Origin of the sequence: Shewanella sp. SM101, assembly GCF_025654465.1 — a bacterium.
Taxonomy (GTDB): domain Bacteria; phylum Pseudomonadota; class Gammaproteobacteria; order Enterobacterales; family Shewanellaceae; genus Shewanella; species Shewanella oncorhynchi.
In genome coordinates this window covers 1-11,911 of sequence record NZ_JAKKRH010000077.1, presented here as the reverse complement: position 1 = coordinate 11,911, position 11,911 = coordinate 1, and the positions used below count along the sequence as shown (strand labels likewise).

General features: G+C 42.4%; 11 protein-coding genes and 3 pseudogenes. 5 read left to right on the top strand and 9 right to left on the bottom strand.

Going from position 1 to position 11,911, the window contains the following annotated elements:
* From L5M38_RS23020 to L5M38_RS23010, 3 genes and pseudogenes are all read right to left on the bottom strand, one after another.
* Positions 1-96 (bottom strand): annotated as a pseudogene (locus L5M38_RS23020) (integrase); the annotation flags it as partial.
* A gap of 289 nt (positions 97-385) precedes the next feature.
* Positions 386-673 (bottom strand): NadS family protein, encoded by a 288-nt coding sequence (gene nadS / locus L5M38_RS23015; protein WP_011074394.1) that lies wholly within the window; start codon positions 671-673, stop codon positions 386-388.
* The gene (locus L5M38_RS23010; RefSeq protein WP_375164308.1) at positions 670-1,005 is read right to left on the bottom strand and encodes a type II toxin-antitoxin system RelE/ParE family toxin; all 336 of its coding nucleotides are present in this window, start codon (positions 1,003-1,005) and stop codon (positions 670-672) included. The genes nadS and L5M38_RS23010 overlap by 4 nt, the downstream gene beginning before the upstream one ends.
* A gap of 2,217 nt (positions 1,006-3,222) precedes the next feature.
* Between L5M38_RS23010 and L5M38_RS23005 the strand changes: the two genes are divergently transcribed.
* Together L5M38_RS23005 and L5M38_RS22995 are read left to right on the top strand one after the other, a co-directional pair.
* Positions 3,223-4,509: a GAF domain-containing protein gene (locus tag L5M38_RS23005; RefSeq protein ID WP_000257537.1), complete on the top strand. Its 1,287-nt coding sequence runs from the start codon at positions 3,223-3,225 to the stop codon at positions 4,507-4,509.
* Between the two features lie 617 nt (positions 4,510-5,126).
* Positions 5,127-6,104, top strand: a complete 978-nt coding sequence (locus L5M38_RS22995) for a sensor domain-containing diguanylate cyclase (RefSeq protein WP_002119794.1) — start codon at positions 5,127-5,129, stop codon at positions 6,102-6,104.
* Positions 6,105-6,323: 219 nt separating this feature from the next.
* Here the strand turns inward: L5M38_RS22995 and L5M38_RS22990 are convergent, their stop codons facing one another.
* The 5 genes from L5M38_RS22990 to msrA form a co-directional block, all read right to left on the bottom strand.
* Positions 6,324-6,971, bottom strand: coding sequence for a peptide-methionine (S)-S-oxide reductase MsrA (locus L5M38_RS22990; protein ID WP_223846397.1), 648 nt, complete (start codon positions 6,969-6,971; stop codon positions 6,324-6,326).
* Positions 6,972-7,191: 220 nt separating this feature from the next.
* Positions 7,192-7,437, bottom strand: a complete 246-nt coding sequence (locus tag L5M38_RS22985) for a glutaredoxin family protein (protein WP_011711656.1) — start codon at positions 7,435-7,437, stop codon at positions 7,192-7,194.
* A 54-nt stretch (positions 7,438-7,491) separates the two neighbouring features.
* Positions 7,492-7,932: a peptide-methionine (R)-S-oxide reductase MsrB gene (gene msrB / locus L5M38_RS22980; protein ID WP_005403705.1), complete on the bottom strand. Its 441-nt coding sequence runs from the start codon at positions 7,930-7,932 to the stop codon at positions 7,492-7,494.
* A 31-nt stretch (positions 7,933-7,963) separates the two neighbouring features.
* Positions 7,964-8,224: a glutaredoxin gene (locus L5M38_RS22975; RefSeq protein WP_005403706.1), complete on the bottom strand. Its 261-nt coding sequence runs from the start codon at positions 8,222-8,224 to the stop codon at positions 7,964-7,966.
* A gap of 3 nt (positions 8,225-8,227) precedes the next feature.
* On the bottom strand, positions 8,228-8,716 hold the full coding sequence (gene msrA / locus L5M38_RS22970) for a peptide-methionine (S)-S-oxide reductase MsrA (RefSeq protein WP_069785042.1): 489 nt from the start codon (positions 8,714-8,716) through the stop codon (positions 8,228-8,230).
* A 122-nt stretch (positions 8,717-8,838) separates the two neighbouring features.
* Here msrA and L5M38_RS22965 point away from each other — a divergent pair, with 122 nt between their 5' ends.
* From L5M38_RS22965 to L5M38_RS22955, 3 genes and pseudogenes are all read left to right on the top strand, one after another.
* Positions 8,839-9,774, top strand: coding sequence for an AraC family transcriptional regulator (locus tag L5M38_RS22965; protein WP_002123001.1), 936 nt, complete (start codon positions 8,839-8,841; stop codon positions 9,772-9,774).
* Positions 9,775-9,776: 2 nt separating this feature from the next.
* Positions 9,777-10,517: a hypothetical protein gene (locus L5M38_RS22960; RefSeq protein ID WP_004911216.1), complete on the top strand. Its 741-nt coding sequence runs from the start codon at positions 9,777-9,779 to the stop codon at positions 10,515-10,517.
* 382 nt (positions 10,518-10,899) lie between these two features.
* Positions 10,900-11,649, top strand: a pseudogene (locus L5M38_RS22955) (IS630 family transposase); the annotation flags it as partial.
* Between the two features lie 58 nt (positions 11,650-11,707).
* Here the strand turns inward: L5M38_RS22955 and L5M38_RS24500 are convergent.
* Positions 11,708-11,911: pseudogene (locus L5M38_RS24500) on the bottom strand (Cd(II)/Pb(II)-responsive transcriptional regulator); the annotation flags it as partial.

The window sequence follows — 11,911 nt, the reverse complement described above, 5'->3', positions numbered from 1 at the left end:
ATTACCTTCGATTTCGAGTCTAGTGCGGATACGCCAGATATCCTCGAGCTTAAAGGGCTTTTTCTGCCCAGTTCGATGGCCTTTTTTCGTCCACATAACTGACCCCTAAATGACTTTAGAAATGTCCTTATTTATTTTAGCTTGAGATTGAGGTCAATGAGTTGAATAGATATGCAATTTAGGAAATTGTGACAGATTTGAAACTCAAAACTGTAGTGTATTTGGTCTAACTGATAATGGGGCATAAACATGCCAGAACTGTTCGGCCTGACACGAGTTTGGATCAAAGCGCGTGAGCCCGAAACTCGCGCAAAATGCCAACGTGATGCGCGTAATGATTCAGATAGGGGGAATTCAAAGGCCCAAGAAGGGCCTTTGAATAATTTTAGTGAGCAGCAAGGGCTGCGTAGATTTTAGGATCTTGCTGAATCGTGGCGAGCACTTTAGCTGCTAATCCCGCAGGATTGCGGCGCTTACCTTCCCAACTTTTAACAGTGTCTACACTGACCCCCATCGTGGCAGCAAATTCGGCCTGTGTCACTTTAAGCAAATCTTCACGGATTGACTTAACGTCGGCAACTTCATAACGAGTTACTCGAGCGGGCTTTTTGAGACCATGATGAATTTCTACCGCTTCTTCAAGGGAGGCTTGAAGTTCGTTAAATATACTCATTTGCTCTCTCCTTTAAGTGATTGAACGATTAGTTTTAATTTGGCCTTTTCTTCCGCAGTTAGGCTATCTTTAACTGCTTTTGGATAAGCGAGTACCAGGTAAATTTTATCGGCCAGAGCAAGAACATAGAGCACTCGTATACTGCCACTCTTCCCTTTGTTGCCTACAGCCATTCTAACCTTTCGTAGGCCACCTGTACCTTTGATAATATCGCCTTTATCCGGCTGAGCAATAAGCTCTGCTTGCAAATCCTTTAGTTCGTCATCTGTTGCAAGTTCCTTGATCTGTCTTGTAAAGATCGAGGTTTCGACAAACTCAATAGCATGGCTCACTAATTAAAATCCTTATGCCACCTTTACGGTGTACATTGTACACCATAAAGAATGTGGTAATCAACACAGGGTCATTTGCCATTTTGTTGATACCACACACTCGAAAAGACTGCTTTAGTGAATCAGTCTGGGCCAGAGTGATTCACGGGCTCAGTTTTAGACTGAAACGTGCTAGATTATTTGCTCTAATTCGGATGGTTCAGATGAGAAAAATATAGGGCAAAAATTTAAGGCTACCGTCACTAATGCGAGCTAAACAGTCCTTTGTGCAATATCGGATATCATAGAATAAAAAATTCTACATGGCTAAATTCAACGTCATAAGGGCAGTAGCTACCACATTCAAGACATTAACCATTTATATGAAATAGTACATTAGGATTAGATTTTTAATCGATAAGCCAGCTTTAAACAGAGAGTAATAATTCGATAAAATGAAAAACAAGCCAATGATGAACACAAATAGTTAAATTTCTACCTCTTACCAATAAATTTCTTTACTGTTTTTAAATTTTTAAGTCTATGTTTTAGTAAAAAAGTGGTTATTATAATGGTGAATAAACAACTTAAACTATTACAAATGGGTATACATATGTTCATTAAACCAGGACCGAAAAGAGAAAATGATGATGGAACGCCGGATAAAAGACAACGTACTAACACACCAAGTAAACATAAGCCGTTAAAACCACATGATCACAAACCAGGTGATTAACTTAGACCTAAATTTTTTAAAGTTAAAAAAATTCGTTCCCCATTTTATGGGAAAATAAAACCCAAGTTTTCTTGGTTTTTTTTCCCCTTTATTTTTCCACTTTACTATCCAGCTCATTGCGGGGCAAAAATGTGCTAACTCTTAATCCGCACATTCACCAAAAGAGCCAAAAAATATCAAACTATTATATAAATGATCAAACATTATTAAGAATTATCAAACTATTATATAAACGCACACTAGTTTCACTTGCAGAAAAATTCACCGCGAATTACCTATAATCCCGAGTTCAGGTTAATTTTCTTTACGCCCTATATTCAGAGTGGCTAATATTATGCTGAAAAATGCAAGCCATAGTGCAACTTGATGTTGATCGAAAACCTCGGAAAATATACACGCTAATACAAGAAGTAAGACACAAACAAACAAAACCCTGATACTTTTCATCACAATACCTTTAAAGAAAGTCGAAAGAGCATTTTAAACCTAGCCATAGTATGACAATCAAGAAGCTAAACTGAATCATTATGAACGTACACCGGACTCAGGCAAATTTTATTGTACGCTTTCAGCATAACGCTCAAAATAAGTCTTTGATGTGCCATGAGTGAGGTATTCACGCCAGCCGGTGTTCTGCCATCACTATAGAACCTTTCGTTTGCTTCGATATCGAAGTCCTCACCGGCGCCAACTCTAGCCCAGTGCGCTTTTGCCTTATCGCCTACTATCAAGTAAAACTCACGATCGCTGTTAATGATCGTTGACCATGAATCAATTAAATTACCACTGTGTATCCATGCTTTGAAATCTGTCCGGCATTAACAGCGCAATTTCTACCACACAAAGAGAACTCACCACGCTCTTGATTTCTCATGCTTTCCTTCTTTTCACCTGTTGTGCTTTTGACATAGGTTTTCTGTAACAAACAAGGCACAGCGCTTGAAAATTTCGAGACATCAACGTTTTGCCAAAAGGCTAAAAATGCGTGCACTACTCATTTCGCATTTAAAGAGAGCATCGGTTATTAGGCAATAACGATGTGGCCAAAATTTGTCGACCACTACACTATCTCGTAAACGAGTTTGATAGACGTCAACTAGTACGTATTTTTAGTGTAAGGTCATATTAATGCACGATGCTAAACTCTGCTGTGAGCTAGGTAGGATGTATAAATACCATAAATATTTCAATGCTTTACTTTTTAAAGCTCAAGTGAGTTACTCAGTTCCGACTGTTGGTGGCAGATTTGGAATCTCGCGATTTGTCTTAAATGTCAGCCAAGCAAGTCTCTCGCTAATAAAGTGTTGACTATCCCTGACAAAGTAACAATTTCTTGCCATAATCAGACTTAAGCACTTTACTTAGAGTGTATGTGCGCCGCTTAATGCATCAATGCTGCTAATTCCCTGATTGACATCAATCACTTTGTTTCCTGTTTGATACTCTGAGATAAACAAGATCGAATGATGCAAAAGGGGACTATTTAAATACTGAGGGAACAAATGGCAGTAGATTTGAGCATAGAAACCGCTCTGCTCCTAGAGCGCTGGCAAGGCATTGTAAACTCGATGGCTCAAGTCGCGGAAGTGCCTTGTGTGCTGATTAATCGATTAGATAAAAACGAAATTTGTCAGGCTGTTGGCAGTGTGTCAGTACCAACTTTTTATTGCGGTGAACCTGTTCCATTGGCACTTAACACTTATTGTTCCCAAGTCATTTCCAGTAACCAGCCATTACTAGTTGAAAATGCAATCGGTACCCGATATGAAAACAATAACCCAACATTTGCAGCAGGCTTTAGTTATTACTATGGCCTGCCATTGCTTTGGCCTAGCGGAAAAACTTTCGGTACTTTGTGTATGTTGGACTTTTCAAGCCCAGATCGGGCATCACAACACTGTTCCTTACTCACACTTTTTAAGCAGGCCATTGAATACGATTTACAGATGCTTCAACAACAGCAAGATCTGCTAAAGCGTGAGCAACAAGCAGACAAAAAATTTATACAACTATTCAATGAGATGTCAAATAGGATAAGACCGGTAACTAATAATAAGTTGCTTCAATCTGAGTTGTTTGTACTTTTGACAAGCCAATACCAATACTGGCATCAGGAACTGGATAAGCAGCTTAATCAAACCGTCCTGACTGATGAAAACTCCATTCATATAGCGGCACTGGTTCGAATTTGGTCAAATTTGTTGGCGATTGCCCATGAAACAGAATGGTTGAGAGCTACGGCAGTTCTAGAACCTTATAGTTGTGATGCTGTTGCGTCACTGGTCAATGCAACTCCATTATTAGAACAAGCAGTGTATAAAACAGCGCTGACCCTTGGTGCTGATCTCGTTTTGAGGAGTCATTTGCCTAATCCACTGTTACTAAGTGGGAAACCAGAGTTATGGTCTCTGATAGGACTAGCTATCACGAGCTTTTTAGTTGTTGGCGCCAGCGGTACAAGTATAACTATTTTTGTCAGTAACCGATTAAAAGGTAAGTACAGAGTTTTGGAATGGTCCCTTCTTGTAAAAGGCCAGACGATGCCGCTGCGTTTTACCCGCGATAATCAAGCGCTTTATGGTTTTGCAACAGTATGTGCCGAGTTAGCGGGTGCTGTTCTTGAATCTGGTGAGTGGCAATTAACTGAGAGTCTTCAGCAACAGAGTCGTTATCTCAACTCAAATCGTGATCACGTTGACGACATTGAAAGCAGGAATGCTTCAAGAACTGCTAATGGCATAACCAGGCTTATCTGCTTATCGATACCGGTGATGGGAGACGATTTATAAACACTCAGCGATGATCAGCGAAGTTGTGTTTTAGTTTTCTTGTTGGCACTACATCCGGTATGGCGGCCTTTAATCTGAGAGTGACACTTGGGATAACTGAAAAACTGGCTGTGATTCTGCTGAACGGAGCTTGGTGCTAAGCATGTTGGCGTCATTCAAAGCAAGGTCAACACTGCTATTAACGTTTACGATTATCTGACGGACGTGCTGCTGCGCGTCAACCAACATCCAGTAAGCAAGGTACATGAACTAATGCCGAAGTTACGGAAAGCTCAGTTCGAAAGCGCATTACAGCGTTCAGCTCTATTTAGCAATCCCGATGCTTCGGTAAAATAAGCCACGGAAAATGCTCCGGAGGCCGCATGCACACTAAATAGATGACGTTAGACGAAGAGTTGGATTTAAACGAGCAAATTATAGAGCCTGCGACCGGAAAAGCCAAAAGTTTATAAATACAGCTAAAACTCAAATCAAGCAGGCGAATATTGTACAAAACAATACCATTGCTACAGAGATAACTTCAAGTCTGACAGATCTATGCTAGAGTTAAATCAACGATTTAATTCATTTTTCTATGCAGGATCTTTGAAAAATGCAGTAGAAAAACGGAGAAGTACATGACCTTTAGTTTAGCTCAAACAGCTAGTGCAGAAACCACACTAAAAGCACCTGCTGAAGCAGATCAGAACCTGCGGGATATCACTGAACTGGCGTGTTATATCTGTGATGCACCAGTGGCTATGGTGACGCGAACCGATGACACAAAGCTGAATCTAATTGCAAAAGTTGGTATTTCGCGTACCTCTGTATTAATTAAAGAGTCCTTTTGCGTGTATGCAATGGAAACACCTGATGCGGTAATGGTGGTCCCTGACGCTACTTTAGATCACAGATTCAGTACCAATGCTATGGTGATTTCAGGACCTGGCTACCGATTTTATGCTGGCTCGCCGCTGATTGATCCCGAAGGTGCAGTGATTGGTACTATTTGTGTCTATGATCATGTTCCTAAGCAGCTGAACCAGCGGCAGATAAGCTCTTTGCAGGCTCTGTCCAGACAAGTGATCGCCATACTGGAGCTGAAAAAAGTCGGCGAACAATTACATAATACCAGCATGACGGATGCGCTGACAGGGGTGAACAACAGAAGAGCTTTTGACCTCAAGTTTGAAGCTGAATTTGCTCGCTGGCAAAGAACAGGACAATCTTTTGTACTGGCATTGATTGATATTGATCACTTTAAGAGTTTTAACGACAGCTATGGTCATGCCGCAGGAGATGAGGCACTGAGTCAAGTCGCGGCTCTGTTTCAGCGCCATAGCAGGAACTATGACTTTTTCGCCCGTTATGGTGGTGAAGAGTTTGTGCTGATCCTGCCAGGCACAGACACAGCGTCCGCAAATAAAACACTGGAAAAGTTAAGGCTGGTAGTGGCTAACCATGAGTGGTTATTACGACAATTAACGGTCAGCATAGGTTTGGCCAGCGCTGATTTATTTGACGACAAAAAGCAGTTGCTCGAAGTCGCCGATCAGATGTTATACAAAGCTAAAACCCAAGGCCGCAATCAAACCAGTGTGTTCGCCACACTGTAAGAGATCTGTTCATGCTGCGCTGATCTCAAGACCTCATAAAAACTGAGGTCTTGCTTCGGTCGATAAGCTGGTCTGATATTGGCATTATTTATTCCTTTCAAATACATGGGTAATGCGACTTACACAGATTTTTTATGCTCTCTTGGACTCCATGTGAAGGAGATCGTCACATTCTTTACATATAGAAAATAGAGTTCTTTAGCCAGCTGCAATTTCAGATTAACCGATTCGGTAAGCTTTCTGCATTTCCGGAGACAACTTTTTTAGCCAGCTTGAGAGACTGAAGCCTTTTCTATCGGTACTATTTAATTTAGTAAAATACAGATGTTCATCCCAGCGAGGACCGAAATCTACTTCTGCAAGACTTACAAGCTGTTTGTTTCTGCGAAGACGATGCTTTTGATGGTAATCTTCGGCGGGCCAAAAATAACCATTTTGTTCTCCGGCCTCAATCACCTCGGGAGATTTCTCCTTTCCAATCGCTTGAATCAGTTCTTCAGCTACTTGTTTTTGCTCCAGATCAAAAACAAAAAGTATCTGGCGATACTGGCCCTGCTTTCTACCATGAACAGACCATGATTCAAAACTTCCAAGAAGTTCCCTGTAGCTGATTTGGTCTTTATCGTAGATCACTCTGACGACTTCGGCGTGTCCGTTGATGTTGCGGTAACTCGGATCCAGAGTTGATGCTCCAGCGTAGCCAACACGTGTTTGCACTACTCCCTGCGTCCCTCCAAAATTAGAATCCGGTCCCCAAAAGCAACCCATGCCGAAAACCGTTTGACTAAGCTTCCCGATTTTCAATGCTTCTTCGATTGCTTCAGGGGTTGCAAATTCATAGCTTTCAACACCGTCTTCTTTATTCATTTTTAGATCCGACATATTTTTCACCTAACTTTCAAAAATTGAAGCCACTCCCATTCCTCACGCCGTGCAAACGACGATAAGACCACGTTTTCCAACACCAGCTTGATGAAGTATCTTTGCTAAAACTCCGCAGCATGTTTCTTGGTAACACAACTGCGGAAAATTGCTGTAATCATTGATCTTACTGCTTATTAAGTTATTAATAATTCTAAAAAACTCATTATTTCATTGAAGCTTCCAACCACCTGTCAAGGTCCTTGAACTTGGGGTTTCTCAGCTTCTTTGTCCCAACCACTATTGTCGGGAAATTCAGCTTTCCGTTCGAATAGAGGGAGCACAGTTCATCAGCAGCCGCGTCGTCTTCATGAACATCCAAAAAAACAAACTGGCTCCCTTTTTCTTGCAAGTACGAATGGTAAATCTTGGTTTTATGGCAGTCTTTATGACCGAACAGCTTAATCAACACGAACGGCTCCTTTTTTCAAAAGGTTCACTTTCATAAACCCCCTCGATTTAAAAATTATTCTACAAACTTCAATGACTCCGAGTTAATACAGAATCGGACCCCTGATGGCTCAGGACCGTCTGGAAAAGCGTGCCCCAGATGGGCTTCGCACACATTGCATAGCACTTCGATTCTGCGCCCGAAGGTCGTATCCAGTTCATATTGAATTACGTTGTCTGCGACTGGCTCAGAAAAACTCGGCCATCCCGTTCCCGAATCGAACTTTAGGTTCGAGTCAAAGAGTTCGGTGTCGCAGCCCACACAGGCGTACCTTCCAGCTTCATAAAATGAACAGAGTTCTCCGGTGTGCGCGCGTTCGGTGCCTTTCATCCGCATGACCCGAAATTGCGCTGGCGTCAGAATTTCTTTCCACTCTTCCTCGCTCTTTTCTACTTTTTTGGGAGGCGCGGGAGTGCCGTTATCCAGGTAGTTGTAAATGCTTTTCCAATTGAACATATATTTGCTCCTTTATTTTAGGGTTCACTCTTTAGCTATCAATCCACGAGAAGAAGTCTGTAGCACTACCAATGAATTCTCCATCCACAAAAACTTGCGGTACAGTTTGGAGATTTGTTCTTTCCTTCAACTCCAGGTAAGTCTTCGGATCGTCGTCTACGCGAATTTGTTTGAAATCGACCTTTTCAGCAGTTAGGTAATTCTTCACGCGTGCGCAAAATGGACAATGGTCTTTCGTATAAATAACAACATTCTTAAGTGCTTTCATTTTTTCCTCGTTCATTTGGTTCATGATTTAGTCTCTTTCAAAATGGCAAGAGTATCCGCTGGGATTCCTCTGCAAATAGTTTTGGTGATATGCCTCAGCGTCGTAGAATTCTTTTTCCAGGGTGACGGTCGTGACCACTTCATTCTCGAAGCGACCGATCTCATTGACCTCATCAATCACGTTTTCGATAATCGCTTTCTGTGCATCGTCACGATAGAACGCTGCCGAGCGATACGAAGTGCCAACATCATTTCCTTGGCGATTCTTCGTAGTCGGATCATGGATTTTGAAAAAGTAATGTAGAATCTCTTCGAGAGATATTTCGTCTTGGTCGTATTCCACGCGAACCGCTTCGGCGTGCCCCGTTTTCCCTGTTATAATATCGGCGTAGGTAGGATCATCAAAATCTCCGCCAGAGTAGCCCACCTTCGTTGACGTCACACCGTCCAGACTCCTAAGGAGGTCTTCGAGACCCCAAAAACACCCTCCGGCAACGATCACATAATCTAGTTTCATAAAGCCTCCTTAGTTTTCATCCACTTACTGATTAGACTGACTTTACAGCATGTAAAATAGATATAATATGTTCAATAGTTCGTATAACATGACCTATTGGACAGTTTACGTAGGAGCTATATATGGATGTTCTCAGTGAAATTTTAGATAAGGTAGAGCTTACTAGCAGCTACTGGTATAGAACCTCATTTGCGGGAGACTGGGGCATCAGCCTCCCGCAGGAAGAGAATCTAGCGAGATTTCACATCGTGACTCATGGCGAGTTTTGGTATGAGGTGCCAAAACTTAAACTTAAAGCATTGGCGGAGCAGGGCGATATTTTGATCTTTTTCAAAGGGATGGAGCACACCATGGCCAGTGCACCAAAAATCAAGGCCGAGCCTGCGGTCGAATTTAGAGCTAAAGCCAACCTCACCGAAGCTCAAGTTTTGGAATACGGTGATCAGAGCAAGCTCAAAGCCAACGTCGTTTGCGGACATTTTTGTTTTAATGGCGGACCCGATCATCCATTCTTAAATTCGCTGCCAAATGTCGTGCATATCAAGAGTGCTGATAACTCCCACTCGCCTTGGCTTGCCATGCTTTTAAGTATTATAGAGCAGGAAGCAAAATCAGGGCTTCCTGGAAGCAACACGTTAGTCAGAAAGCTGACCGAAATTATCTTCGTGCAAGCGTTAAGAATCCACATGTACAAATCCAATAAAAATGCTGGATTCTTCAAACTGATCGAAAATCCGCAACTCAGCAAAACCTTGGAAGCTATTCATCATAGTCTCGATAAAAAATGGGGTCTTGACGATCTCGCCGGGATTGCGGGGATGTCGCGTACGAACTACAGCGTCAAATTTAAGGAGCTGTCAGGCATGACACCTCTTGATTATTTAACCTATTGTCGGCTTGAAAAAGCAAAGCAGCTGCTTAAAGAATCCGGTAAGTCTGTTCCCGAAGTGAGTGAAGCCATTGGGTATCCGGCACATGAACACTTTCAAAAGTTGTTTAAGAAAAAAATTGGCAAAACTCCTAGCGCGTACAGAAAAGAAAATTCTGAAAAGGTGTAAAAATGAATATCTATAACTCTCCTGTTACCAAAATAGCTTTCTGGGTCATAGTCATTGGTGGTGCGGCTTGCCTGCTTATCCCTTTGTTTGCACCTCTTCTTCCGCTGCAATATTTGAAAGGTTATGGCGAAATAGGAGATGCTCTTGGAGGTATTTCAAGCCCATTTTTACAAATTCTGGGTTCAGTGCTTCTCTTTCTGGTGTTAAAAGCTCAGATTGACGCTAATGGCATCCTCCATCAGCAAATCGAAAAGGAATATACGAAGGAGCAACTGAGGCACGAGTTGAATCAGCTTCACGAACTTTATATGTTCGTCGAAAGAAACATTAAAAATTTTAGCTACGATCAGGAAAAGATGATTGATGGCAAGTCGCAAATGATCCTTTTGCATTCCCGGCGAGCGATTAAATGTTTCATTGAGGATCTAGAGAGCTTAGATGTTGATATTCACAAAGATGACGACATTTTAAGGTTCGACGGGGTTAAAGAAATTATGAGCATTTTGAACAGCGTTGACCTATATTTCGACAAAATCAAAGACAGCGAGATTGCACCTTATCATAAGAGTTTTTATAAAACGCTTATGCAGCACGAACTTCTCTTCAGCGTTTTTCCTTATCAAGATCTCGACAATCAAGCGTACCTAAAACAAGAGCATTGCCCAGAGTGTGGTGAATATCATGCAAATTATCCGCCACTGATTTATGACCGGTTACAGAAAATTAAAAAAAGTTTCTCCTGATGTATTATGGATATTTATTCGGTATCGGTCCTACCAAAAAGCTATTTGTAGTATCTCGAGTACGTGCTGTGGTGTAGTAATTCCAATCTTAGAAAACTCAAAGCTTATTCTGAAACTATCGGAATTGTCGGTTGGGTGAGACTTAGTCGCCCCGTAAAGCCTTATCGGGGCGGCAAAGATAACTTTTTATATCACTGCTATTGATGACGTCCTTTGTTTACTAAAGTTGTAAGCCCTTATTCTTTGTTTTAGACCTTCAACCACTCCGGGCTTGTCACTAAATAACTGTGCGAAATAGTAGATCACTCAGGTAAGGGAACTCAATGCGGTTTGCGCGATCAGATCAGTCGTCAAACAAACCAAACCCACAAACGCATTGAGTATGAACAAAATAGCATTTTTGTACGGCGCTGAAACGCGCAGGTTAAAGAAAATTATTCATAAAACACGAGATAGAGACCTTTGCCGCCGTGCGAATGCCGTCTTGCTGGTGTTGAAAGGTAAAACCAAGTCAGAGGTTGCGAGCCTACTGCAAGCTGGCCGCTCATCGCTTAACCGCTGGTTGAAATGGTATGACGTTGCCGGTGTTGATGGTCTAAAAACTAAAGGCGTTGGTCGCCCCGTTAGGCAGAATCGGGATTTTATCTGTGGCGTGCTGAAAATATTGCTGAAGTACACGCCAAGGACGCTTGGATATCAGCGTTCACGCTGGAGTACTGAGTTGTTTGCGCTGTTACTGAACAAGTTATGCAACATTCAGATCCACAGTTCAACAATCAGACGCTGGTTGCCCAAAGCAGGAATTGTCTGGCGGCGAGCTGCGCCAACGCTTTATATCCAAGACCCGGATAAAAAGGAGAAACTGGCGGCTATCCGGGAGGCGCTGGCAGATAACAGTGTTGACCACCCGGTGTTTTACCAGGATGAAGTGGATATCCATCTGAATCCTAAAATCGGTGCAGATTGGGGGCTCCGTGGCGAACAGCGTAAGGTAGCAACACCAGGACAGAACAAGAAACATTATCTGGCGGGAGCATTACACGGCCAGACAGGGCAAATCGTTTATGTAGGTGGCGAGCGCAAGACCAGTGACTTATTTATTGAGTTGCTGGAAAAGCTTAAAGGCCAATATCGTCGGGCTAAGAGGGGTCGCCTCAGAAAACGGAAAATAAAGCACGCTAAGCCCTTACTTACCCAGATGTTTGACTGTTCGTGGCACTTTCGCCATGGCAATTGCAATTGCCCAACCCTTGCAAAATGCCGCACGCCTCTACAGATCGAGAGCCAGAACACTTCTCGCGCAAATCAACCAAGTGCCGTTTTAACTGCAACAGCGCGGACACACGCATTTCCACCTGTTGAATATGGGCCTCCAGCAGCGTGTTGACCTCCCC

Bases quoted from the DNA above. Each gene is read 5' to 3' on its own strand.
- nadS (WP_011074394.1), bottom strand. From the start codon at position 673: ATGAGTATATTTAACGAACTTCAAGCCTCCCTTGAAGAAGCGGTAGAA.
- L5M38_RS23005 (WP_000257537.1), top strand. From the start codon at position 3,223: ATGGCAGTAGATTTGAGCATAGAAACCGCTCTGCTCCTAGAGCGCTGG.
- L5M38_RS22995 (WP_002119794.1), top strand. From the start codon at position 5,127: ATGACCTTTAGTTTAGCTCAAACAGCTAGTGCAGAAACCACACTAAAA.
- L5M38_RS22990 (WP_223846397.1), bottom strand. From the start codon at position 6,971: ATGAATAAAGAAGACGGTGTTGAAAGCTATGAATTTGCAACCCCTGAA.
- msrB (WP_005403705.1), bottom strand. From the start codon at position 7,932: ATGTTCAATTGGAAAAGCATTTACAACTACCTGGATAACGGCACTCCC.
- L5M38_RS22975 (WP_005403706.1), bottom strand. From the start codon at position 8,224: ATGAACCAAATGAACGAGGAAAAAATGAAAGCACTTAAGAATGTTGTT.
- msrA (WP_069785042.1), bottom strand. From the start codon at position 8,716: ATGAAACTAGATTATGTGATCGTTGCCGGAGGGTGTTTTTGGGGTCTC.
- L5M38_RS22965 (WP_002123001.1), top strand. From the start codon at position 8,839: ATGGATGTTCTCAGTGAAATTTTAGATAAGGTAGAGCTTACTAGCAGC.
- L5M38_RS22960 (WP_004911216.1), top strand. From the start codon at position 9,777: ATGAATATCTATAACTCTCCTGTTACCAAAATAGCTTTCTGGGTCATA.